The sequence below is a fragment of the Sphingobacterium sp. NPDC055346 genome, from assembly GCF_053645235.1.
In genome coordinates this window covers 928,303-952,730 of the sequence record NZ_JBSHMI010000001.1, presented here as the reverse complement: position 1 = coordinate 952,730, position 24,428 = coordinate 928,303, and the positions used below count along the sequence as shown (strand labels likewise).

General features: G+C 41.2%; 28 protein-coding genes and 1 tRNA gene. 13 read left to right on the top strand and 16 right to left on the bottom strand.

Translation table 11 applies throughout. The features are described 5' to 3' along the window. Positions 1-114 precede the first annotated feature (114 nt). Positions 115-1,104 carry a hypothetical protein gene (locus ACWICE_RS04095; protein WP_454297705.1) on the top strand — a complete coding sequence of 330 codons (990 nt, stop codon included), beginning with the start codon at positions 115-117 and terminating at the stop codon, positions 1,102-1,104. A gap of 3 nt (positions 1,105-1,107) precedes the next feature. After that, complete coding sequence (locus tag ACWICE_RS04090) at positions 1,108-1,785, top strand: hypothetical protein (RefSeq protein ID WP_454297704.1); 678 nt, start codon at positions 1,108-1,110, stop codon at positions 1,783-1,785. Between the two features lie 35 nt (positions 1,786-1,820). Here ACWICE_RS04090 and ACWICE_RS04085 read toward each other — a convergent pair whose 3' ends face one another. Continuing rightward, complete coding sequence (locus tag ACWICE_RS04085; RefSeq protein WP_214648493.1) at positions 1,821-2,693, bottom strand: AraC family transcriptional regulator; 873 nt, start codon at positions 2,691-2,693, stop codon at positions 1,821-1,823. On the opposite strand from ACWICE_RS04085, the gene ACWICE_RS04080 reads away from it, so the two are divergent. Beyond that, positions 2,692-3,897, top strand: a complete 1,206-nt coding sequence (locus tag ACWICE_RS04080) for a CynX/NimT family MFS transporter (RefSeq protein WP_454297703.1) — start codon at positions 2,692-2,694, stop codon at positions 3,895-3,897. The genes ACWICE_RS04085 and ACWICE_RS04080 overlap by 2 nt on opposite strands. Positions 3,898-3,938: 41 nt before the next feature. Here the strand turns inward: ACWICE_RS04080 and ACWICE_RS04075 are convergent. Continuing rightward, a tRNA-Arg gene (locus tag ACWICE_RS04075) sits at positions 3,939-4,010 on the bottom strand. Between the two features lie 302 nt (positions 4,011-4,312). On the opposite strand from ACWICE_RS04075, the gene ACWICE_RS04070 reads away from it, so the two are divergent. The 6 genes from ACWICE_RS04070 to ACWICE_RS04045 all read left to right on the top strand — a co-directional run bounded on the left by ACWICE_RS04070 (position 4,313) and on the right by ACWICE_RS04045 (position 10,334). Next, positions 4,313-4,945, top strand: coding sequence for a peroxiredoxin (locus ACWICE_RS04070; protein WP_185218618.1), 633 nt, complete (start codon positions 4,313-4,315; stop codon positions 4,943-4,945). A 71-nt stretch (positions 4,946-5,016) separates the two neighbouring features. After that, positions 5,017-5,331 (top strand): thioredoxin family protein, encoded by a 315-nt coding sequence (locus ACWICE_RS04065; protein ID WP_185212720.1) that lies wholly within the window; start codon positions 5,017-5,019, stop codon positions 5,329-5,331. Beyond that, positions 5,312-5,569, top strand: a complete 258-nt coding sequence (locus ACWICE_RS04060) for a DUF6952 family protein (protein ID WP_099369797.1) — start codon at positions 5,312-5,314, stop codon at positions 5,567-5,569. Before ACWICE_RS04065 ends, ACWICE_RS04060 begins: the two co-directional genes overlap by 20 nt. Before the next feature lie 299 nt (positions 5,570-5,868). Next, positions 5,869-8,307, top strand: coding sequence for a PIG-L family deacetylase (locus ACWICE_RS04055; RefSeq protein WP_454297702.1), 2,439 nt, complete (start codon positions 5,869-5,871; stop codon positions 8,305-8,307). 8 nt (positions 8,308-8,315) lie between these two features. Continuing rightward, entirely contained in the window at positions 8,316-8,513 is a 198-nt protein-coding gene (locus tag ACWICE_RS04050; RefSeq protein ID WP_185212722.1) for a hypothetical protein, read from the top strand. A 105-nt stretch (positions 8,514-8,618) separates the two neighbouring features. Beyond that, positions 8,619-10,334, top strand: a complete 1,716-nt coding sequence (locus ACWICE_RS04045; RefSeq protein WP_254526772.1) for a sodium:solute symporter — start codon at positions 8,619-8,621, stop codon at positions 10,332-10,334. 35 nt (positions 10,335-10,369) lie between these two features. Here the strand turns inward: ACWICE_RS04045 and ACWICE_RS04040 are convergent, their stop codons facing one another. The 8 genes from ACWICE_RS04040 to ACWICE_RS04005 all read right to left on the bottom strand — a co-directional run bounded on the left by ACWICE_RS04040 (position 10,370) and on the right by ACWICE_RS04005 (position 16,715). Then, positions 10,370-11,296: an N-acetylmuramoyl-L-alanine amidase gene (locus ACWICE_RS04040; protein WP_185218615.1), complete on the bottom strand. Its 927-nt coding sequence runs from the start codon at positions 11,294-11,296 to the stop codon at positions 10,370-10,372. 5 nt (positions 11,297-11,301) lie between these two features. Continuing rightward, positions 11,302-12,345: a DUF3078 domain-containing protein gene (locus ACWICE_RS04035; RefSeq protein ID WP_185218614.1), complete on the bottom strand. Its 1,044-nt coding sequence runs from the start codon at positions 12,343-12,345 to the stop codon at positions 11,302-11,304. 1 nt (position 12,346) lies between these two features. After that, positions 12,347-13,108 (bottom strand): hypothetical protein, encoded by a 762-nt coding sequence (locus ACWICE_RS04030; protein WP_454292007.1) that lies wholly within the window; start codon positions 13,106-13,108, stop codon positions 12,347-12,349. A 66-nt stretch (positions 13,109-13,174) separates the two neighbouring features. Continuing rightward, positions 13,175-14,014 (bottom strand): glucosaminidase domain-containing protein, encoded by an 840-nt coding sequence (locus ACWICE_RS04025; protein WP_185212727.1) that lies wholly within the window; start codon positions 14,012-14,014, stop codon positions 13,175-13,177. Positions 14,015-14,032: 18 nt separating this feature from the next. After that, positions 14,033-14,539 (bottom strand): glycoside hydrolase family 73 protein, encoded by a 507-nt coding sequence (locus tag ACWICE_RS04020; RefSeq protein ID WP_185218612.1) that lies wholly within the window; start codon positions 14,537-14,539, stop codon positions 14,033-14,035. A gap of 21 nt (positions 14,540-14,560) precedes the next feature. Beyond that, positions 14,561-15,196 (bottom strand): O-methyltransferase, encoded by a 636-nt coding sequence (locus tag ACWICE_RS04015; protein ID WP_185212729.1) that lies wholly within the window; start codon positions 15,194-15,196, stop codon positions 14,561-14,563. A 449-nt stretch (positions 15,197-15,645) separates the two neighbouring features. Continuing rightward, the gene (folE, locus tag ACWICE_RS04010; RefSeq protein WP_185212730.1) at positions 15,646-16,278 is read right to left on the bottom strand and encodes a GTP cyclohydrolase I FolE; all 633 of its coding nucleotides are present in this window, start codon (positions 16,276-16,278) and stop codon (positions 15,646-15,648) included. A 23-nt stretch (positions 16,279-16,301) separates the two neighbouring features. Next, a complete protein-coding gene (locus ACWICE_RS04005) occupies positions 16,302-16,715 on the bottom strand; it encodes a 6-pyruvoyl trahydropterin synthase family protein (protein ID WP_185212731.1) in 414 nt (137 codons plus the stop codon). 51 nt (positions 16,716-16,766) lie between these two features. Here ACWICE_RS04005 and mqnB point away from each other — a divergent pair, with 51 nt between their 5' ends. The 3 genes from mqnB (at position 16,767) to ACWICE_RS03990 (ending at position 19,362) form a co-directional block, all read left to right on the top strand. Further along, complete coding sequence (mqnB, locus tag ACWICE_RS04000; RefSeq protein ID WP_254526769.1) at positions 16,767-17,408, top strand: futalosine hydrolase; 642 nt, start codon at positions 16,767-16,769, stop codon at positions 17,406-17,408. Positions 17,409-17,518: 110 nt separating this feature from the next. Beyond that, positions 17,519-18,505 (top strand): pyruvate dehydrogenase complex E1 component subunit beta, encoded by a 987-nt coding sequence (locus ACWICE_RS03995; RefSeq protein WP_093099909.1) that lies wholly within the window; start codon positions 17,519-17,521, stop codon positions 18,503-18,505. 122 nt (positions 18,506-18,627) lie between these two features. Further along, entirely contained in the window at positions 18,628-19,362 is a 735-nt protein-coding gene (locus ACWICE_RS03990; protein WP_254526768.1) for a DUF6263 family protein, read from the top strand. Positions 19,363-19,430: 68 nt separating this feature from the next. Here the strand turns inward: ACWICE_RS03990 and gcvH are convergent, their stop codons facing one another. Next, a complete protein-coding gene (gene gcvH, locus ACWICE_RS03985) occupies positions 19,431-19,811 on the bottom strand; it encodes a glycine cleavage system protein GcvH (RefSeq protein WP_093099913.1) in 381 nt (126 codons plus the stop codon). A gap of 73 nt (positions 19,812-19,884) precedes the next feature. Here gcvH and ACWICE_RS03980 point away from each other — a divergent pair, with 73 nt between their 5' ends. Beyond that, entirely contained in the window at positions 19,885-21,078 is a 1,194-nt protein-coding gene (locus ACWICE_RS03980) for an anhydro-N-acetylmuramic acid kinase (protein WP_454297701.1), read from the top strand. On the opposite strand, the gene ACWICE_RS03975 is transcribed toward ACWICE_RS03980, so the two are convergent. The 5 genes from ACWICE_RS03975 to ACWICE_RS03955 are packed head-to-tail and all read right to left on the bottom strand — an operon-like array spanning position 21,072 to position 24,393. Next, complete coding sequence (locus ACWICE_RS03975; protein ID WP_454297700.1) at positions 21,072-21,734, bottom strand: DUF2461 domain-containing protein; 663 nt, start codon at positions 21,732-21,734, stop codon at positions 21,072-21,074. The genes ACWICE_RS03980 and ACWICE_RS03975 overlap by 7 nt on opposite strands. Before the next feature lie 6 nt (positions 21,735-21,740). Then, on the bottom strand, positions 21,741-22,538 hold the full coding sequence (locus tag ACWICE_RS03970; protein ID WP_454297699.1) for a phosphatidate cytidylyltransferase: 798 nt from the start codon (positions 22,536-22,538) through the stop codon (positions 21,741-21,743). Beyond that, positions 22,539-22,751, bottom strand: coding sequence for a putative signal transducing protein (locus ACWICE_RS03965; protein ID WP_454297698.1), 213 nt, complete (start codon positions 22,749-22,751; stop codon positions 22,539-22,541). It lies immediately after the preceding gene. Beyond that, positions 22,732-23,673, bottom strand: coding sequence for a CPBP family intramembrane glutamic endopeptidase (locus tag ACWICE_RS03960; RefSeq protein WP_454297697.1), 942 nt, complete (start codon positions 23,671-23,673; stop codon positions 22,732-22,734). Before ACWICE_RS03960 ends, ACWICE_RS03965 begins: the two co-directional genes overlap by 20 nt. 6 nt (positions 23,674-23,679) lie before the next feature. After that, on the bottom strand, positions 23,680-24,393 hold the full coding sequence (locus ACWICE_RS03955; protein WP_454297696.1) for a DsbA family oxidoreductase: 714 nt from the start codon (positions 24,391-24,393) through the stop codon (positions 23,680-23,682). Positions 24,394-24,428: the final 35 nt, after the last annotated feature.

The following is a 24,428-nucleotide window of genomic DNA, read 5'->3' as shown; positions in this document are numbered from 1 at the left end:
TTACAGGTCGCTTTATTGATATTAATTGCCAAAAGATTCAACAAAATTAAAAATCTATAGAATAATAACATTTGTTTTAATTCATGGATTAATTTTATTTATATTGTGTTTAAAATGAGTAGCTTAAACCACAGACCAAATCCTGCTAAGACTTTCAATGTAGTCTTTGGATTATCCTTTGGGACCATCTTCTTATTATTGATGGCCATTGGCCTTCCGATCCTAATCCATTCACAACAAGGCGATTGGAAATACGATTTAGATAAATCTCCAGCAACCGCTTTCTTTTATTTAGGATTGGGCCTACTCCTCTGGCTTACTGTAATCTATCTGTTTTATAAGAGATCCCTTTCCAACCTTTTAAAAGCTAAAAGAGATTATAAAGACCTAATAAAAGAGGGTAAAAGAATTAAAGGCAAAATAGTCGAGCAAAGGATCTTGCAGCAAACTGCCGATGGAGAAAGCAAAATGATCAAGATCTCTTTTGTGAACCTAGTAAAATCAGAGTTGACATTTAGTTTACCGTTTGTCGATACCAAGCCTGAAATGAACCGTTACCAAGTAGGAAAAGATATTGGATTGTTGGTCAGCACGGATCCAAAAAAACCAAGGATAATGTTGGAAGACGCAAAGGTAAAAATCGATAAAAGCATGTTGATCTACGCTTACTCCGTACTTGCCGTTTTGATATTGACGCCTATAGGGCTATTGATTTATGGAATGCTTTATGAGAGCCAAGATGCTGGATGGCGCTATCTGTCCTTTGGGCATCCCTTTATTCTCTCGCCATTTCTGGCATTGATCTATCTCGGGGTTTTCTCTTTTATCAATCTTTTTTTGCCTAAATCTACTAAATCGGATCGTTTACTTCTCTATGGAAAACCCGCTATCGCGACCATTGTGTCGACTCAAGAAACGAACCTTTCAGTCAATGAAAAGCCTCAAATAATGGTTACAATAGAGTTTCAGGACAAGGGAAAAACCATTGTAGCTTCTTTTAAGAAGTTGTACGGCCTCCTGGACATTTCCGGAATTGCTGTTGGGAACCAAATAAATATCTTATACGATGCGGAAGACCCGCAATCCATTGAAGTTGTCGATTAATCTATGAAAAGGACTTTTTATCATATTATATCCTGCATTGCAATCCTTGCATTGTTTTCTTCCTGTCAGCAGATCAAGAAAAGTTTTGAGGACACCATGAAACCTCGCCAACAAAAGGAAGCAAGTGACCATTCCATGGAAAGGACAAGCAGTTCTTCTTCGGTAACAATTGATGTCACAGCCCCTGATGAAAAAAAGGAGCAAAGCGTATATGCAAGTGCTGAGGAACTGGACAAGATCCAGGCAGAACTGATGAACCTGCCGAAGTTCAAAGGAAAAAAGATCATGATGCACCAGGACCTATATTTCTTTGATTTCCAAGGTGGCCGAATCAGCATCAAGATACAAGATCCCGATAAGCCCGAAAACATCGATACCTATACCTACTCAAAGGGGATGTGGTTGGATCCTACGCCTGTAAAGATTTCAGGAAACTTAAAGATGGTCGATCTTTTGTACCCATTGGATAAAGTTAAGTTTTCTACCGTAAAGAAAATCCACGATACCTTGATTGAAGAAGCCAAGGGTATTGAGGGCGGTACCCCTTCAGACCATGTCTATTTTGTCCACATGAAGGTTGCCAATATGGATGTGACGCATTGGTACTCTTCCATCTCTGGAGCTAGAAAAGATGTTTATCTCTACTTTGACGTGGATGGTAATTTGACCGAGAGAAGGTAGAAGGCCTTTTCTCTCTGCACCCACATATGAAAGGATCATTGCTTAAGCTTAGGTCCTTCCTTCATTAAACTGGAATAGGAAAGGCTGAAAGCAGATAGACTTTGATACCCTACTTTATAGGCAATCTCCGTCAGGGTATATTTTCTTGTATCGAGAAGTTCGATACTCTTTAATATCCGCACTAACTGCAAATATTTCTGCAATGTAATACCTGTTTCTTTCTTAAAGACCCTTTGCAGGGTCCTGACCGATAGGTTTGCCATTTCCGCCAAGGCATGGATATCAAAACTGAACTTATAGTTGCTATTGATGTAATTACATAGCGGGATCAACCTTTCATCAGAAGGAACTGGGATTTCTAGGGCCATGCTCTCTTCGCAAAAGTTAGGCAGGCTGTATAATAAAGCTTTCAAAAAGAGCTTTTGTTCCATGTCGATATCAAGTACCCTATTCCATTTTGATGCATATAGCAACATTTCCTTTAACACTGCTGGCGCTGGAAAAACATGGGTCTTCCTGAAAAAATCCCCTTTTGGAACCTCCTTAAAAAGAACCGACATCAAATTCACCGAACTTGACTCCGTAGTTGTTTTATGAGGTTTTGCGCTGGGAATCCAGATGATATGGTTTTGGGGAACTAAATAGATCTTTTTGTCAATATGGAAATACTGATAGCCCTCAGTCACATAGTTTAACTGAAAACTGAGGTGCTGATGCTCTTTATCATCATGTTTCCATTGCGCATCATACCATACATAGGTATCAGCACTGATATTATCTACGTATTCCCCGATCTGTTTATCCGGATGACCTAGCTTTTCCATGTCGTTGTATATGTAGTAAATGGCAAAGTTAATAAAAACGACAAGCTTATCTTTGTGGCCAAGATCAGATACAAGTAAAATCATGGACGAAAAAATGCAACAAAATCATACGACAAGGAATTCATGGTTGGGAATATTGCTCATCATTTGGGTAGGCAGCAACCTTAGATCGCCTATAACTGCCGTAGGTCCCATCTTGGATGAAATCAAATCGGCAATGGATCTGGATAATATTCAGGCCAGCTTTCTGACCTCCATTCCGCTCATCGTATTTGCATCTTGTTCTATTTTGGTGAGTAAAGCCACTGAAAAACTAAATATCCGGCATGGCCTGATCTATTCCTTAGCGATCTTGATTTTAGGATTGTATTTAAGGGTAGCAGGGAGTGTCACAACCCTTTATTTGGGCTCAGTTTTAATAGGTTTAGGAATATGCGTGGGTAATGTTTTGACTCCTGCCTATATCAAGAATGAGTTCCCTGCAAAGATCGGGCTAATGACCGGTATTTTTTCGGTTTCCATGAACTTGGTGGCAGCCCTGGCATCAGGCTTTAGTATTTCCATCGGAGAATGGACCGGTGCCGGCTGGAAAGGATCCCTGTCGGTCTGGATCGTTATTGCGGTCATAGCTTTATTGATTGTAATTGCTGAATTATTTTGGGGCAAAAAACCAGTAAACCGGCAAGTAAATACCTCGGAAAACATAAAGTTCAATATATTCCGTTCCAAACAAGCTTGGAACATAAGCCTCTTTATGGGCTTGCAATCTTTAGTTTATTATTGCCTGGTCGCTTTTCTACCGACCGTACTGATGGAATATGGAATGAGCAAATCCGCTGCAGGCTGGGTGTTTTCCATCCTTCAGTTGGCGATGCTGCCCGTTATGCTCATCAGTCCAATTGTTGCCAGTAAGATGAAAGATCCTAAATCGATGATCTATTTAATCGGTGTTCTCTACTCTGCCGGTATACTCATGCTGTTGTTATTGAAGGATCAATACATCTATTTTACGGCCATACTATTAGGGGTAGCAGGAGGCCTGGCATTTAGTTTAGCTATTTTGTTTCTGTCCTCAAGGAGCAAAACTATGGTCGGCACCATAAAGATTTCAGGGAAGGCGCAGTCCATTGGCTACCTGATTGCAGCCTTTGGTCCGCCCTTGTTTGGAAAGTTGCATGATTATGCCCTCTCTTGGTCCTATTCATTTTATTTCCTGTTATTGGTGATTGTACTGATGACGGTGTTTGGTAGAAGGTCGGCCAGGCCAAGGTTTGTGGAAGAGCATTAAGCTGGAAAGCAAAAAAGCAACTCAATGAGTTGCTTTTTTTGTAGCCCCGAGCAGAATCGAACTGCTATCAAATGTTTAGGAAACATCTATTCTATCCGTTGAACTACAGGGCCGTGCTGCAAAACTAATATTTTATGGACTTAGAGCAAATTTTATTTTCAACTGATTGTATTTAGGTCTATTAAAAATATACTTAACTGTCAAACCGACCTTTCTGCCCATCAAAATATTTTTCCCTGCCCAGCCGATCAAATAATCCCCTGACAATCAAAAAGAAGGCTATTTGTGATATAAGTCATTCTTATATGTGATACTGGTTTTAAATAGATAAAACCGATAGTTAATAAGTATTATCGATTATTTTTAGGCGTTAAAAAGTGTATCTTTGTACTACAAAAAAGAAAAGAAAATTATTATGAGTTTTACAGGTAAAAATTTCCCGAACATTACAGTAGATGCAATTGACTATTTAGGCGACAATTTCACTTTGAATTTGTTCGAAAAAGCACAACAAGAGAACAAGAAGATCTTATTATTTTGGTATCCAAAAGACTTCACTTTCGTTTGTCCTACAGAGTTACACGCATTCCAAGAGGCTGTTGCTGAATTCGAGAAAAGAAACACTATCGTAATCGGTGCATCATGTGACTCTGCAGAGGTTCACTTTGCATGGTTGAACACTGCAAAAGACAACGGCGGTATCGAAGGTGTTGAATACCCGATCATTGCTGATACTAACCGCAACCTATCTAGCGTATTAGGTATCTTAGAAATGAAAGAGGTTGAACACCCTGAATACGGAACTCTAGTTGAAGGTTCTGCGGTATCTTACCGTGCTACTTACTTGATCGATGAGACTGGTAAAGTATTCCACGAGTCAGTAAATGATATGCCTCTAGGCCGTAATGTAAAAGAATACATCCGTTTGATCGATGCTTATACGCACGTTCAGAAACACGGTGAAGTGTGCCCAGCAAACTGGGAAGAAGGTAAAGAAGCGATGAACGCTACACGTGATGGCGTTGCTTCATACTTGTCACACAATTAATATTCCCCCATACTGAAAGAGGAGGGACAACCTCCTCTTATTTTTTCAGATCAACTCTTAAATCAAAAATCATGTTAGAAGAATTAAGCTCAGACAATCTACAAGAGGTCATCGACAGCAATGATACGGTGATGGTTCAATATGCTGCTTCTTGGTGTGGTAACTGCCGCATTATGAAGCCTAAGTTCAAAAAATTAGCAGGTGAAAACGACAACGTGAAATTTGTAATCGTAGATGCAGAGAAGTTCCCAGAATCAAGGAAACTTGCTAATGTAAACAACTTACCAACTTTCGCTGCTTTTAAAGGCGGAAAGTTGATCAATCAAGTACAAACAAATAAAATCGAAGGATTAACAGAACTATTAAATGAAGTTACCAATAATTAAACATCTTACGGAATTTATAGCCGAAAACGACGCAGACTTCGTATTGGAAACAATCGAAACCTTGGAATCGTTGACCGAAGTCTCTCAATTGAAAGACGAAGAGCTAGATGTAATTGGTGAATTGATCTCCAATATGTACGGCGCCATCGAAGTCAACAAATTGGTTCAAGAAGGAATGCCACAAAAAGAAGCCCTGAACACCTTTATGAAGCGTGTTTTAGGCTCCATTGACAAGTAATTCGCATAAACAATCATAAGGTCAAGCTATTGACCACATTTTTCTTTTCCACAAAAGCCTGTGCATAACTGTGTTTTTGTGGAAAAGTTTTTTATAAATACCGCGACTAATCAAATTGATTTATATTACTTTTATATTTATTAAAGGTTAGACCAAAATAAAGCGCATCATCCTGCTAAAAATTAAACCAACGGAATTAATACCAAGGTTTAAAGTCGAAGATTTTTAATTGTTGGTAAAAGGAATCAAATTATTTTGATTCCTTTTATTTTTTTACACGAATCTTATTACTTTTAAGGATGATTCACAGATTCTTAGGCCTAATCTTCCTATTCCTATCATCTTTTTCGGTTGCTTTTGCACAGCAGAGCAATTCGGCTTCCTTTATTAAGCTCAAGATCGATAAGCTTGGAACACTAGGTACCGCGCTTTATTTCGCGGCCCATCCAGATGATGAAAACACCAGGCTCATTGCCTATTTAGCCAATGACCGTAAATATAGAACTGCATATCTTTCCCTGACCCGTGGTGACGGCGGACAAAACTTGCTAGGGACAGAACAAGGAATTGAACTTGGTCTGATCCGTACTCAGGAATTATTGGCTGCCCGCGCTATCGACAAAGGGGAACAATACTTCAGTGCGGCCTACGATTTTGGCTTTTCCAAAACGCATGAGGAAACCTTCAGCTTCTGGAAAAAGGAGGATATCCTCCGTGAAGCGGTCTATATGATCCGTAAGCTCCAACCGGATGTGATCATAAACCGCTTTCCACCGGATAGCCGTGGCGGCCATGGACATCACCAGGCTTCTGCCATCCTGGCCAAGGAGGCCTACGAAGCAGCGGCAGATCCCAACCGCTTTCCCGAACAGCTGAAAGAACTGAAACCATGGAAAGCCAAGCGTATTGTCTGGAATACCGCCAATTTTGGAGGCATGAACAATACATCGGATGAGCAACTGAAAGTCGTTCTGAATGACTACAACCCTTTATTGGGCTATTCATATGGTGAAATATCTGCCATGAGCAGATCCCAGCACAAAAGCCAAGGTTTTGGTGCTGCCTCCAACCGAGGCAAAACAACCGAGTATTTTGACCATGTCGCTGGCGAAAAAGCAACAAAAGACCTATTTGAAGGCATCAACACAAGTTGGGAGCGCCTAGGCGAACCCGTGAAGAACATCGAGACCAAAATCCAATCTATACAGAGCGCTTATAATATCAACCATCCTGAAAAATCAATCCAGGAATTGGTAGCCCTGCATCAATTGGTTAAAGCATTGAAGCCTTCTGTATACAGGGATCAGAAAATCAAGGATATTGAAGACATTATCCTATCCTCTGTCGGCATAGTTGCAGAATCCATTGCCTCCAAGCCGAATTATGTGGTTAATCAAGCTTTTTCTGTAAACAATGAAATCATCAAGAGAGCCGCAGATGTAGCGGTGAAATTGATTTCCATTGATGGCAAACGGATAGAAGAAACTCTTCCTGCCAATGAAACCAAAAAATACGCTTCTGAAAAGAAGGTTGGCCATTGGACACAGCCCTATTGGTTAGAAAAGCCAAACTCATTAGGCAAGTTTGACATAGAAGACCGTAATTTTGGAAACCCTGAAAACACAAATAATCCGCAGACTAAGTTTGTAATTGAGGTTGATGGCTTGGCCATAACAGTTGACAAGCCCGTGGAATACCGATATGTAGATCCCGTACAAGGCGAAATCTATCAGCCTGTCTCCATATCACCAGTCCTTACCGCAGCGATCAGCTCATCACAAGCCCTGCTGCAAACGGGTGATAAGAAAACCATTAGTTTAACCATCAGCAATAACAGTGAGCAGCCCCAAAAAGCGGAATTAAGCTTTAAGCAGTCTGATGGCTTAAATATTGCTCCTAACAAGGCTTCCATAGACATCCCTGAACATGGTCTGGTCGTTAAGACATTCGAGATCTCTAATCCCAAAAATACAGCTAGCAGTGAGGTCCAGCCCCTACTGAATGGTGAGCCAATCTATGGTTTCAAAAAAATTGCCTACCAGCATATTCCAGATATCACCTGGTTTCCGGCAATCAACCTAAAAGTTAAAGCGCTGGAAATTAACAATCCTTTGAAAAAAATTGGCTATATTCATGGTGCGGGTGATCTGGTTCCCCTGGCATTGGAAAACATTGGCATTCAGGTCGACCTATTGAACAGTGATCTGCTTGCCAGCACTAACTTAAAACAATACGATGCTATCATAGTGGGAATTAGGGCCTATAACGTTAGTCCGAATACCAATCAATGGTTGCCGATCCTATTGGATTATGCAGAACAGGGCGGAACGGTCTTGGCACAATATAACGTGAATTCCAGGATGAGTACCAATAAATTGGGTCCCTATCCATTTGAAATCAATCGCGAAAGGGTAACCGAAGAGGATGCAAAAGTGACCTTTACGGATCCAAATGACCCCATCCTGAATTATCCCAACAAAATTACAGACAAGGATTTTGAAGGTTGGGTACAGGAACGAGGTCTTTATTTTGCAACCAATATATCCCCAGAATACCGCACTCCTTTGAGTATGGCAGACAAAAACGAAGAGCAAAACAAGGGGTCCCTATTGGTAGCGAATTATGGAAAAGGGAAGTTTGTCTATGCACCTTTGGCCTTTTTCAGACAATTGCCGGCAGGAGTTCCCGGAGCTACTAGATTATTTGTAAATTTGCTGGCTAAGAACGAAAAAAATTAATAAATATAATGGAAAATCAAATCGAAAACTCTAACGAAATCAACGTAAAAGGCATCATCTTATTAGTAGGTACTATCTTAGGTGCACTTACTGCTTGGGTTGCAAGTGGTACATTTTTATCCTTAATTGCTGGACTTATCGGTGGTTTTATTTTTGCAATCATCTTCATTTCCGCTTTATTGCCACAAAAATCGCATGACAGATAAAGGACTACCGCCATTCGTACGAAGCTGGAGACAATTCTATTGGATTATTGTCATCTGGTTAGTCGTTTGCATAGTTCTAATGTATATTTTTACTAGATACTTTGGATGAGTAGTATCGATTGGATAGTACTCATCCTTACCTTGCTTTCCATAGTGGTCTATGGGATTTACAAAAGCAAGAACGTCAAAACCATTGACGGCTATATCCTCAGTGACCGCTCCTTACCTTGGTACACCGTAGGACTCTCCGTAATGGCAACCCAGGCAAGTGCCATTACCTTCCTCTCCGCCCCTGGACTTGCTTACTCTTCTGGAATGAGCTTCGCCCAGTTCTACTTTGGACTGCCTTTGGCCATGATTGTCCTCTGTATCACCTTCGTCCCGATCTTCCATAAACTCAAGGTCTATACGGCCTACGAATTCTTGGAAAAAAGATTTGACATCAAGACCCGGGTCCTGACCGCATCCCTTTTCCTTATCCAGAGAGGGATCTCTACAGGTATTACCATCTTCGCACCGGCCATTATCCTCTCCACCATCCTGAATATCGACTTGGTGATGACCACCATCGGCATCGGTACTTTAGTGGTTATATACACGGTATACGGCGGCACAAAAGCGGTATCATACACTCAGCTCTTACAGATGTCCATCATATTCGCCGGCCTGCTATTGGCGGGAGTCTTGGTGGTCCATCTTCTGCCTGAGGACATAGGCTTTAAAGAAGCCCTACACATTGCCGGAAAGTCCGGAAAAGCAAATGCCATTGACTTTAAGTTTGACCTGGACAATCAGTATACCGTCTGGACCGGATTGATCGGTGGTTTCTTTTTGCAGCTATCCTATTTCGGAACTGATCAGAGCCAGGTGGGACGCTATTTGACAGGATCATCGGTAAAAGAGAGTAGATTGGGATTGCTGATGAATGGATTGCTTAAAGTGCCTATGCAGTTCTGTATCCTCTTGATCGGTATCTTGGTCTTTGCGTATTATCAGTACCATACCCCACCCCTATTCTTTAATGAGCAAGTCATTGAAAAACTGGAAAACAGCTCCCATAAACAGGAGTATGAGGATATCAAGCAAAGACATGAACAACTTAGCCAGGAAAAAACCGTTTATATCAATCAGCTGACCAGCGCATTGAAGGAAAAGCAAGATGATAAAATCGACGATGCCAGGATCAACCTACAACAATTCAATGAAAAAGACCAGGGATTGAGAACCGAATTGGTGGACCTGATCAAGAAAAACGATCCAAATGCGGACACCAATGACACGAACTATATCTTTCTAAGGTTTGTTACCGATACTTTCCCTAAAGGCTTGATAGGCCTGTTGATCGCCATTATCTTCCTGGCCTCCATGGGAGCAACGGCCAGTGCCATCAATTCACTTTCTTCAACAACAGTGATCGATATCTATAGACGCTTCGTAAAACGGGATGCCAACGATGCCCATTATTTAAAGGCTTCGCGTATCAGCACCTTATTCTGGGGGATTTTTACCATTGGGATAGCCCTTTACTCCAGTCAATTGGGAAACCTCTTGGAAGCCGTTAATATTTTAGGCTCCCTTTTCTATGGAACCATTCTCGGAATATTCCTAGTGGCTTTTTATATCAGAAGAATCGGTGGAAAAGCAGTTTTTTGGTCTGCGGTAATAACCGAGGTTATCGTTATTGGGATCTGGCAGATGAACGTTGTCGCCTTTCTGTGGTTGAATCTGATCGGTTGTGTACTACTGATCCTCATTGGACTTATCCTGCAGTACTTCATGGGCAGTACTCCGAAAAAGGATATCGAACCTACTCAGGTATAATGCCGTAAACCAGCAATTATCATTTTATAAATATTCTAATAATACTTTCGGTAGAGATCATATAAGATCGCTCGGTCCCGATCATTCAAGATAGGTGAAAGATCAGATTTCACGAACTTTCGTTTAAAGGACTTAATGGCGGCATCTTGGTTGGTCAGGTCATAACCCATGAGCTTAAGGGCATCGATGGGATTAAAGTTTGACGGAGGAGCCATTAAATAATTAGGATTGTACCAAATTCCAAATCCTCGTTCGGCCAAAAGCTGCCACGGGAAGAATACATTGGGGTCATCTTTTCTTCCAGGCGCGAAATCAGCGTGTCCTATGAAGTTTTTTTGAGGAATACTATACTTGGTCTTCAGGGTATCCAATAAGACCAGCAGGGAGTTTATTTGGGCGTCTGGAAAAGGTTCAGAGCCATTGTTGTCAAGTTCAATCCCAATGGACACCGAATTCATGTCCGTAATGCTTCCCCATTTGCCTCTTCCGGCATGCCAACCCCGCAAATAATCATTCAACATCTGCACCACGCGACCATCACGACCGATCACATAATGGCTGCTGACCTTGGTATGTGCCAACTGAAAGGTACGGATCGTTTGGGCCAGATTGGCTTGGGAGGTATGGTGGATCATCACAAAGGATGGTTTCCGGACATCAAAATGGATGGCGTTTGCAAAGTCATACTGTTTGCTGGTCCCTTGCAAAAACATGTTCCAAGCTTGCTGCTCCGGTGTCAATTCCGAATTAACCGAAAGCGTAGGCGCTACTTTTGCCTGTTCAATGACCTCTGCAGGCTTGTTCAGGGTATCCAGCTTCGGCGCAGAATTCTCAACGATTACAGAAGGAGTAATTACAGCTGTATTTGATTGCAAAACCTTCGACTTCTTGGCCGTAGAACAACCAACCAAGAACATTACCCCACACAACGCAGCAATCAGTCTCACTGAAATTTTAATCATCTATCTTATTTTGGTAAATTAAGCATTACCCCCATGGAAAGCATCTGGTTCCACTGAACCTTGCTGTCCAATGCAGAATCATACAAAATAACACCACCCAATGCCACATTGATCAATGAGGTCACTTTAGCCGTTAAGGTTGCGTCCAAACGATGGGTTGGATCGGTAATGTCTTCGTAGTCTGCAAATAGGTTGTAACGCGATTTTAAATGCAAGTTTTTTGTCAGGTTCCTATCTAGGTTTGCGGTTAACTGGAAAGCCAGTTCATTGTTAAAGTTCTTTCCTTCGGCAACCCCAAACATTGGTCCGGTTCCTTTGGTCACGTCGTTAGGGTCGAAGTATCTCCCATGTTTCTGATAATAATCATAGGCATTATAAGGCTTCAAACGGTTATCCAAGATTAAGGTCTGTCTAGCCGTACCTGTACCGAAACGCAATGAGAATGTATCATCTGGCTTATACTCCAAACCGAATGATTCCGTAAAATATCCAGGTGCCATAAATGATGATTTCAAACCGGTAATGACCTCTTCACCATCTTGCATAGCATAATGGAAGGCATTGTCAAATTGGGTTTCATAGGTTAGGGATAAATAGACCGCCCATGATTTGGTCAACTTATACGCCAACTTATTATCCCAGAAAATTCGGTCATTGTTTGGCTTGGCCAACTGTCCCTCATTCTTTACCTTACCATACTTCAGGTCCACCTCGGAAACAAAGTTGAAATTGTTCCTGTTGAACTCCGATTTATGCCAAAGGATACCACCGATGGCAAATGAATTTAAACCACCCAGTTTCCAGTTTTCAGAAAAGGCCGCTTGGTTAAAGTTAACCCCTAGCCTTGTCCAATGTTTCCAGTAATTGACCTGTAGGTCCAACTTAGGGATCGGCACATTGATATTTTTGATACCTAGCGCTTTCCCATCCGTTTCCGGCGAAATGCTGCTGTCCGGTTTTACACGTAGATCGCGCAAATCCTGTGCTTGAATCATACTGATTCCGAAAATAAAAATGAAAACAGGTAATAGGTAAAGTTTTATATTCATGTTAATTTTCTTTTTTTACGTCTAATTGAATATCTGGCAATTCTCGCAAAGGTCGTAAATTTGGGTGTAGTTTGAACACTTCATATTTACTTTTTATATATTTTACCATCTGATAATAGTTGGCGGTAGACACAAACTCGTATGTAGGCCTAAATAACTGCATAAACGCCTTCAGGTCATCACCTTCCAACCCCACCAGACTATGTACTAATTCCGGTGTAAAATTAAAGTCTATAATGTTTTCTTCATGGAGCTTCCCAATAAACTGGGTAAATCTCCTCGCGTCCTTCCCCTCCTTGCTGATCATGCCATAGAGCGAATTAATATTCAATCCTGCTCCTGTCATTCCCACCGAAAACAAATCGCCAGGCTTAGCTAACTCAAAAGCCTTGCCATAATCTCTTTTTATCTCATTTAAAACATCATCCGGGTTCTTGCGACCAATGACCGTAACGGTTTCAATATTGGCTACATTCTCCTTCAAATTGATGATCAGCGCACTCTGGTTATTGACAACCACCGTATCGCTAAAGTAACCCATCTTCTTAAAGACCAAGACATCCCCAGCATGTACAGGCGTCTTAAACTCGCCTCTTGCATCATTATAAATGTATTTCTGTGTGTTTAGGTTTCTAATTTGCACTTCCCCGAGCCTTCGCTTGCTATCCTTGTCATATACGATTCCCTCCAGACTTTGTTGTGCATAGAGCAAAGCCGGAGAAAGCATAAAGCATAAAATAAAGATACGGACAAGAATTTTCACTCCTATAAAACTACGTCTTAGAAGAATAGCTTGCTAATATTTAACATCTTTTAATGGGACTTGTAACTATTTTGATACGACCAATAACTGTCCAACCGTTACAGCATCGCTGCTCAGGCCATTCAATTGTTTGATAGTTTCCACGGTTACATTATATTTTCGGGCAATGGAATACATGGTATCGGTCGCCTTAACCTCATAGATCAGCATGGCTACCGGTTTCTTGATTTCCTCAACAGGAACTTGAGGCTCTTCCACTTCTTTTTCTTCGATCACTTCTTCGACTTTCTCCACGCGGGCAATGACCTCCACCGGAGCTTCGGCACGATCATATTGCTGCAGGTTATATCGCTCGATCAGGTCGATCAATAGTTCTGGGTACCTAGGGTTGGTCGCATATCCTGCTGCCTTTAATCCCTTTGCCCAGCCTTTGTAATCATCCTTTTTTAAGGTGAAAAGGTTCTCATAGCGTTTTCGGAGAAGAAATTGGGAGTGATCACGGAAAGATTGCTCCGGATCATTGTAAACCCTGAAACAGTCATTGTTGCTGTCATCAGGACGGTTTACCGACTTGCCGTTCCAGGTACCGCCACATTTGATTCCAAAGTGGTTGTTGGCACGGGTCGCCAGATAGCTATTGCCATTTCCAGACTCCAACAGGGCTTGGGCCAATTTGATGCTGGCAGGAATACCATATTTGTTCATTTCCTCAATGGCGATCCCTTTGTAGCGATCGATATAGTCCAGACCACTTGTTGAGGTTCCTTTGTTGCTAGATGATGAAGAGCTGGAACTGGCGGAGCTGTTCGGTCTGCCGTTTGGGTTCTTCAGTGTAGTGTTTCTTTTAGTTCCACAGGAAACAAAAAATAAGGCCAATATTAAACTGGCCAATAAAAACTTCTTCATCTTATCTGACAAATTCGCTTAATTAAGATTTATTTTTTCGTCGTACTTCTCAAGGTCATAAGTGTCGATCGTAGAGATTACTTTTCTCGACCAATCACCGGTCTCTGAATATCCAGATCTAGCGATTCCCTTTATCCATCCCTTATAGTCTTCTGAATTGTGTTTGTCGAACAAGGGCTGCGTAGCCTTTCTTCTTTGGAGAAGTCCCACAAAATCACGGTAAGAATCCAACACCGAACCATATCCTTTATAAGCAGAACGGATCTTTTTACTGTTGTTCTTCCCTTTGATACCAAAGTGGTTGTTCAGATAGCGTGCAATTCTACTGTTGCCATAGGCACTTTCGTGAATTGCTACTGCTAAGATGACAGAGGCCGGAACCCCTGTTTCACGCATTAGCGTTTGAGCTGCCGGACTATGTTTCTCAATGTACGACTTCGTCGTATAATCTTGAGCATAAAGCCCTAAAGTTGAAAGAGTGATAAGTATACATATCACAAAAATCTTTCTACAATATTCTAGCATAAAACTTGTTTTAGTTTAACACTACTTTTTGCGTAGCACAAAAAGCCCATCTCTAATCGGCAGAATAAGTTTTTCAACCCGTTTATCCTCTGCCAAGGTTTGATTTAATTCGATTACTTGCTGTGTTTGCTTGTCGGGGTTCTCATCAAAAACCTTGCCTTTCCATAACACATTGTCAACTAAGATCACCCCTCCAGGCCTCACTCGGTCGATCAATGTATTGAAGTAGTACAGGTTCCTTTTTTTATCGGCATCAATGAACACCAGATCAAAAGTCCCTTCAATACTTGGGATCACCTCCGCTGCATCGCCAATATGATACTTGATCTGACTTGCATAGGGCGATTCATCAAAATAAGACTGAACCCGCTCTTGTTGCTCCTCATTGATATCAATGCTATGCAAAACACCCTCATCTTCCAATCCCTCTGCTAAACACAGGGTAGCATATCCTGTAAAAGTTCCTATTTCCAAAGCCAACCTCGGATGTACCATCTTGCTGATCATCGACAGCACTCTTCCTTGGTAATGCCCCGATAACATGTGGGGCATGGTCTCCTTCAGATAGGTCTCTCTATTGACCTTTTTTAACAACGAATTTTCCTCGTCCGTAGTATCTTCCAGATAGCTGTTTAATGGATTAGACTCTTCAAACATACTGCGCAAAGATAAATATTAGCCCCGCATCCAAACAAGAGATATTTTACAAATAAATGATTATCAGCATGTTAGTTCGTAACAGTAAGTGTATCAAACAGCATTTAAAGGCTTTAAACGCAAGTCACAAAAAGTGAAATTTTTAAACTTTTATTTAAATTACGTCATTATTTTGACCATTTTGTATTTTGGGTTTCAACCCTTCCTCAACAACATTCGATAATTTTTTTTGGATGAAGGATATGCTCTAGGTATGGACTTGGTCTCATTCGAGACACATTCGGAAAATTCGGAATGTGTCTCGAATAAGGTCAAGGTAAAGTCAAGCTGTAATCGTGAAAAAATCTCCTATCCTAAATGGAAATTATTGGAAATAGGATGCCTTTTTTGTTCATATAAAAGGCCTGAATTCCGTAAATCCAGGCCTTAATTTTATCTTTTTTATTCTTTTATCCTAAAGAAGCGGTAATTAACCTCAGGAATTCAGATCGGGTAACATCGTTTTGGAAAGCCCCGGTAAATGCTGAAGTGGTGGTTACAGAGTTCTGTTTCTGCACGCCGCGCATCGCCATGCACATATGTTTACACTCAATCACAACGGCAACACCCGCTGGCTTAAGGGTCTCTTGGATACAGTCACGGATTTCATTGGTCAATCTTTCCTGTACCTGTAATCTCCTAGCGAATACATCCACAACACGAGGAATCTTGCTCAAGCCTACGATATGGCCGTTAGGAATATAGGCAATATGGGCTTTTCCAAAGAAAGGAAGCATATGGTGCTCACACATGGAATAGACCTCTATATCTTTTACAACCACCATTTGGCTGTACTCTTCTTCGAACATTGCACTGCGCAATAGCTCAGCAGCATCCACATCATATCCATGGGTTAAAAACTGAAGGGCTTTTGCTACACGTTCAGGTGTTTTGATCAATCCATCACGCTTAGGGTCTTCACCCAGGGCTTGAAGAATATCTGTATAATGTTCTGCAATTCGTTCAACATTCTTTTCGTTGTATTGGTCGATCTTTAAATAACCGTCCTGCTCTTCTTCTTCAAATTGTTGAAATTTGCTCATTCTAAGATTGGTTTTTAGGTGAATTATTCGCCGAAGTACTCGACATAATTATTTTCGGTTTCATGGAGTCTGACTGCATGCAAAAACACTTTCTCTTTTTCGAAGAAAGGCTTTAGGATATTGAATATTTCAATGGCAATCACTTCGGTAGAGGCCATTTTTCCTTGCATGAAATCTACGTCCAGATTGACGTTCTTATGGTCCAATTTGTCAATAACCTCTCTGATAATGATATCCTTCATCAACTTCAGGTCGATCAAAAACCCTGTTTCAGGATTGACCAGGCCTTTTACAGTCACAAATAAGTCATAGTTATGACCGTGCCAGTTTGGGTTTGAGCAATTACCGAAAACACGCTCATTCTCCTCCAGTGACCAGTCTTCACGATAGAGCTTGTGGGCAGCATTAAAGCGTTCGCGTCGTGTTATATAAATCATAATGACAAAGATAAAGTAAATTACCGTAAATTAGTACTTTGAGCCACATATATGAAAACTCTCGTAGTAGCAGCAACGGAACTAGAAATAGCCGCATCCATTCCCACATTTATAGAAACGAAGACAGATTATTTGGTAACTGGCGTTGGTATGGTCGCCACGGCCTTTTCTTTGGGGCAATACCTTCAGGGTAAATCCTATGACCTGCTGATCAACGTGGGTATTGCCGGAACATTTAACCCTTATCATAAACTAGGGGCAATGCTGAAGATCAAGACCGACCAGGTTTTTGAGTTTGGAGCTGAGAACGACCAGGATTTTATCCCGATCGATAGCCTTGGCTTTGGCCAATCTATCTTTGTAGAAAGCTTACCCGAGCAAGCCTTGCCTGCCGAGTTTTATGAAATCCCTTATGTGGATGCCATTACGGTCAATAAGTCCCACGGATCTGAAAACAGCATTGACAGGATCAAAAAGGAGCATGGCTTGAACATATTGGAAAGCATGGAAGGTGCTGCTTTTTTCTATGCAGCGAATAAATTAAGGATTCCTTGTGTCCAAGTACGGTCAATTTCCAACCTAGTGGAAAAGAGAAATGTAGAAAATTGGAACATCCCTTTGGCGCTAAATGAGCTGAATTCTTGGCTACAGCGGTTCCTAATTGCTCTACAAGATCAAAAACCCCTTTTGTAAATCGATTGTGTAGATCCATTTACATCGAAAATAGTACAATGCCACTACGAAAATTCGAGAAATAATAGTATTTTTGCGTATCTAAACAAAATTCACTATCTGTAATACTGATGAGAGAAATACAATTCAGAGAAGCGCTTCGTGAAGCGATGAACGAAGAAATGCGTAAAGACGAAACAATCTTTTTAATGGGCGAGGAAGTCGCTGAATATAATGGTGCATATAAAGTAAGTCAAGGTATGCTTGATGAGTTTGGTGCAAAACGTGTTATTGACACTCCAATTGCAGAGCTTGGTTTTGCAGGTATCGGCGTGGGTGCGGCGATGAACGGTTTAAAGCCGATCATTGAATTCATGACTTTCAACTTCTCACTGGTTGCTATTGACCAAGTTATCAACGCTGCGGCAAAGATCCACCAAATGAGTGGTGGTCAGTTCTCTTGTCCGATCGTATTCAGAGGTCCTACCGGTAATGCTGGTCAATTAGGTGCGCAGCACTCACAAAACTTTGAAAACTGGTATGCGAATACACCAGGATTGAAAGTGGTTGTTCCTTCAAACCCTTACGACGCTAAAGGATTGTTGAAATCAGCGATCATCGATCCAGATCCAGTTATTTTCATGGAATCTGAGCAGATGTACGGTGATAAAGGCGAGGTTCCTGAAGAGGAATACTACTTGCCTATCGGTAAAGCAAATGTAGTAAAAGAAGGTACTGCAGTAACTGTAGTTTCATTCGGTAAGATGGTTCCTCGTGTTGTTATTCCAGCAGTTGAGGAATTGGAGAAAGACGGTGTAAGTGTGGAATTGATCGACTTACGTTCGGTACGTCCAATCGACTTCGCTACCATCATCGAATCTGTTAAGAAAACAAATCGTTTAGTAATCGTAGAAGAAGCTTGGCCTTTGGCTTCAATTTCTTCTGAAATTACTTTCCACGTTCAAAAACATGCATTCGATTACCTAGATGCTCCAGTAATTCGTGTTACTTCAGCTGACGTTCCTCTAGGATATGCACCTACTTTAGTTGAGGCATCATTGCCAAGTATTGCGAAAGTGGTTAAAGCGGTAAAAGAAGTTTCTTATATCAAAAAATAAGAAATACAAGATAATGAAAGCCCTGGTATGAAAATACCGGGGCTTTTTGTTTTAGAGTTTCTGCACTGAAAACTTTGTGTTCTGCAAAAAAATAGTATTTTTAAAGAACTAAATTCAAAAGAATGAAAAAATTACTGATCCTTTTCCTACTTACTTCAGCAGCATTAGTTTCTAAAGCTCAGGAAGTTGATTTTACTATGAAGATGCCTTTGAACAAGCCATTTAAGTCCGTTACCAACATGAAAATGGATATTGAAGGAGAGCAGAGCATGATCATGGATATGGTAATGAAAAGCACCATAAATGTGTCTAAATATGAAAGTCCGAACTATACCATGGAAAACACCACAGACGCCATTAAGGTGGATATGGATGCTGGGATGATGACCATTAGCTATGATTCTGAAAAACCTTCGGATGACCCTACGGCCGCAATCATGGCCGCTCAGTTTGAAAAGTTGCTAGGCAAAAAAATGACCATTATTACGTCAGACAAAGGAAAAATGATCAGTATGGAAGGGGTTGAAGGAACGGATAGCAGTTTTGAAAACTTTGCCATGACCACCACCTACCCTGATAAACCGGTAAAACCGGGTGATACCTGGACCTCGGAGTCGACAAACAAAGGAATCAAGACCAAAGCGATCAATAAATATGTTGGGAAAACTGCAGAAGGATACCAAGTGGAGACAACCGGTGAAATGTTCAATGATTCAGATACTAAAATCGGAACAATGAGCAGTACCTATATTGCAGACACGGAAACTTTGTTTACCAAATCGGCTACCATCAAAATGCAAATGGACGTAGAAGGACAAAAAGTAACTTCGGATATAACGATGACCGTCCTTAAATAAGATATTAATATCATTAAAAAAGGCCATTTAGCATTGCTAAATGGCCTTTTTTATGTTTTATTGCTAGATTAAGCGTTAACTTCAGCTTTGTAGTCATCTGCAGACATCAACCCGTCTACATCAGCAGCATTGTTCAATTTAACACGGATGATCCAACCTTCACCGTAAGGATCAGAGTTAACCAATTCTGGGTTTGCATCAATTGCATCGTTTACTGATAATACAGTAGAAGTAACTGGCATAAATAGATCAGAAACAGTTTTAACCGCCTCTACTGAACCAAACACTTCATTTGCTGCGACCTCATCACCAACGGTGTTGATGTCAACAAATACGATATCACCAAGCTCTCTTTGAGCAAAGTCCGTAATACCAATTACTGCTTCATCACCTTCTACACGAACCCATTCGTGATCTTTGGTGTACTTTAATTCTGAAGGAAAATTCATGTCTTTTCTATTTGTATTTCTCCAAAAATAGGATTAAGAAAGGAGAATACAAAAGTTATTGTATTTTTATCCTATGAACCCTAGCATTGCCAAATTAGCTGAAATAGCGCAGAAAGACCATCGTCTGATCATCGGTTTGATGTCCGGAACATCCTTGGATGGGCTGGATATTGCCCTATGCAAAATTCAAGGAAATGGAAACCATAGTAAAATTGAACTTCTGGCCTTTGAAACGATGGATTATAAGCCTGAATTCAGGACTTGGGTCCGTAAGATATTTGCTCAACGAAACATTGACCAACAGGTCCTTTGTGGGCTTAATCCCTATATCGCCGAGGTACATGCCGCATTGATTTTAGAAGCGCTCCAGAAATGGAAGGTACAAGCCACCGAAATCGATGCCATCGCTAGCCATGGGCAGACGGTATTTCATGCTCCGCAGTCATTGACCCATGATCGTTCATTGCCAAACAGTACCCTGCAATTGGGCGATGGGGACCACATGGCGGTAAGGACTGGGATCATCTGCTTGTCCGATTTTCGGCAAAAACACCTTGCTGCTGGCGGCGAAGGAGCCCCTTTAGCGGCTTATGGTGATTACCTATTGTTCTCTTCGGAAACTGAAAACCGCATCCTATTAAATATCGGCGGCATTTCCAATTTCACTTTTCTTCCGGCTTTAGGTTCAGAACTAAAGGCCTATGCGACAGATCTGGGCCCAGGAAACACGATGATGAACCAATATATGGAGAAGCATTTCGGGGTTGAGATGGATAAAGATGCTGGAACGGCCAAAAAGGGTCACACCAATTTGGATTTACTGCATGAGCTAGAAAACGAACCCTTCTTGAACCTTGACTTCCCCAAAACAACAGGTCCCGAATTATTTAACCTGGCTTACCTGGATAATGCCCTGGAAAAGATCGGTTCACCTCAACTAAGTCATGAGGATATTATGGCCAGCTTAAACCGTTTCTCGGCCAAAACAATGGTAAAGGGCATACAAAAAGCCACAAAAGGCCTGGAGAACTTGAAGATATATGTCAGTGGTGGTGGATTGCACAATCCCTTGCTGATGGAGCAGTTAAAGGAGGAATTCGCTGAGAGTGTTGAATCTTTTGAGGTCCTTGGTTTAGATCCGGATGCAAAAGAAGCTTGTTTGTTTGCCGTTTTGGCGAATGAAACCTTGGCGGGAGATCCTCAATCTGTTTCCAATATCAAGGATTCCCCTGCAGTTTGCATGGGTAAGATCAGTCTACCCTATTGATCGATTGCCTGATGGATGAATTCCTTGAAAGGAATCATACTGGCATAATGCTCAATTACCGTTTCTAAGGCCTTAGGCGCTTCCATTTGTTTTCGGCTCAGATTGGTCGACAAAATGAAGCTTCGGTGCTTCAGAAGATCTATATGCTCGTTGTCGGCGGCATATCCTGCCGGAGGTCTCTGCAACCTATCCTCAGCAGACATATCCTCGGCTTTCCAACATCCTTTTTCCAAAGCTTTGAATAGCTCTTCGGCATTATAGTCAATTTCTTGCCTAACTGCATCCAAATGGTGTTTTTCGGGACGCCAATAGCCTACGGCAATGAAAGTGCCGTTTGGTTCGATATGTATATAATATTCTGGTCCTGCTAATTTTCTGCCATCAACAGATATCCCAGCGGCAAACCATGATTTGTAAGGATCTTTATTCTTCGAAAACCTGACATCCCTGTAGATTCGGAACAGGCACTTCTTTGCAGATATCTCCTGGTTGATATGTGGATCCAGCTCAGAAAGCTTCATGATTATCCCCTCAATAAACTCAGTGACATTTTTCAATGCGGCCTCATATTCAGGCTTGTTTTCTTGAAACCATTCCCTGTTGTTGTTGTCTTTCAGGTTGTTTAGAAAATCGAAGGTTGACTTTTCTATTTTCATGTTTTTCTATAATAAAGTAAGCAGTACGTAGACTAAAGGCGCGGCAATCAACAGCCCATCAAAACGGTCTAAAAAGCCGCCGTGACCAGGTAATATCTGTCCAGAATCCTTGATTCCAAGACTTCTTTTCAGCATGGATTCGACCAAGTCGCCCAATGTTCCAAAGGTTCCGATGATGGCTGCAATGGCAATCCATTCTATTTTGGACAAGCTTCCAAAGAAGTGCTCCAAACTGTAGGCCACCCCCATGGCCAGGATAACCCCACCGATGAACCCTTCCCAGGTTTTATTCGGGGAAATCCGTTCAAACAGTTTTGTTCTTCCTAAAGCCCTTCCAGAAAGATAAGCGCCGGTATCATTAGACCAGAGTATGATCAGAAATCCCATAGGAATATAGGGATTGAAATCTCCCTTTAAGAAGCCCAGTCCTATGAAAAACAGAAATGGAACTGTGCCATACCAAATTCCCAATACGGTATAGGCTATATCATGAAAGGGTTTTTCTCTTTTTAGGTATAAAGATGAAATAAACAACAGGGAGAAGAGTGGCAAAGCCAACATAAGGTATTTCAGATCCAACATGCCCAAGAAATAGGCAGAAGACAGCGCAGCAAGCAATGTTGCCGTCAATATCCCTAAGCCCATTAAGGGTTTTGTTTCCTCTGTTTTACAGATGGTGAAAAACTCCCTTGCTGAAAGGATACCCACAATGCTGAAGAATGTGGCAAAAACATATTGGTTAAAAATCGTGGCGCACACCAATGCAACCACAAAGAAAAATCCTGTAATAGCTCTTGTTTTCATTTATTCCTCTTCGTCTCCAAATGAACCCATCAATTCCATTGCTTTGTCTGCATTTTCATGCTCCACATACAGTTCCAGCACACCAAATAGATAGGATGAGTCCTTTTTGTTTAATACCACAGCAGGAATATTGTTTTCAAGAAGCATATTTTTTACAATTTCAGCCTCAAAGGCTTGGTTGTAAACTTTTATTTTAGTCCAGTTTGAGTTCATTTGATTTAGTTTTTTGGTTCGAAATCTTATAAAAGTAGAAAGCGATGGCAACACTTATAATGATGCTGCTGATATAAAAAGGGATGGTAGACGGATCTGCATTTTGCAGGTCTTCATAGGTCTTTCCATTTCTCGTATATACAAATGCGATGATGGTCACCGAGGCATTGTTCAGGAAGTGGGCAAATATCGGTACCCAAATATTCCTGGACCACACAAAGGCATAGCCAAAGATCAAGCCCAATAACATTCTTGGGAAAAAACCATAGAACTGCACGTGAATGGCTGAAAAGATGATCGCAGTAACCCAGATAGCCACATGTACGTTCTTAAAGAGCCTACCTAAGATGTTCTGCAAAGCGCCCCTAAAATAATATTCTTCCACAATGGCCGGAATGACCGCCATGACCAGCAAGTTCATCATCAACATGCCGATGCCGTCCACCATGACCAATCGCTCGGTCAACTCCTTCATTTGATCCTCTTGCGAACGCATCCATAATTCCGTCTTCTCTAAGAAATCCGGCAATTTCATATCCATGTTCCAACGGCTCACCAGCTCCATGGCAGGGTTGCAGACCAACAGAAACAAGAAGATAAGGACTAGATAGTTCTTAAGCTGGAAAGGTTCAGATGGGAAATAACGGTATTGGTTTTTCTCGCTAATCTGTAGGAATACGGAGGGCAATAAAAAGGTAGAAATGCTACTTGCCGCCAATATCGTGTAGAGAACATAAGTGTTTTCTGAAAAGATAGAGTTACCTCCGCCTTCCAGCATGCTTTTAATATCTCCTGTACTGATTAATATGCCAACAATGACTATGACCTGAACGACAAAGGCACAAGCAAATGTTAATCCCAAAAGGATCATCATTGACATCCAAGCTGAATTCTTTTTAGGCTCAAACATTTGGCTGTTCATATCAGATTAATTATCGCATTTATCATCCGTACAGCTCGGTGCGGAATCATCACTTTTAAAGAAAATAATGGGTGGATTTTTTTCTTTCCATTCTGAAAAGCTTTTTTCTAGAACTTCTGTGAAAACATCTACCGGCTGAGCGCCAGATACCGCATATTTGCGGTCAATAAGAAAAAATGGAACGCCACGAATACCGATCTGTTGTGCCTCTGCAAGGTCTTGTTTGACTTCATAAGCATATTGATCGCTGTTCAGCGCCTCTTTGGCTTGTTCCTTATCCAATCCGATTTCTTCCGCCAGGGACACTAATACCTCGTCCTTTTCGATATTCAGACCGCCGGAGAAATGTGCTTGGAATAGGCGTTCTTTCATTTCAGCACCTTTACCTTGGGTAGCCGCAAAATGAATCAGTTCATGTGCTTTGAAAGTATTGGCAGGAATATTTGTTGCAAAATCAATGTTGATTCCTGCGTTTTTTGCCATCTGTTCCACATTCCCGGTCATCTCTTTGACCTGCTCCATTGGCATGCCTTTAGAGCGGCTCAGGTAGGAATACGTGCTATCGCCATCTTGATAATGATAATTTGGGTCTAATTGATAACTCTTATATTCTACCTTAATCTCATTTTTAAAAATAAATGAATCAAGCGCTTTTTCGAAGTGATGCTTTCCGATATAACAGAAAGGACACATAATGTCTGACCAGATTTCTATTAACATGTTCAAAAATACTCTTTTAAATCAGTAAAAAGAAC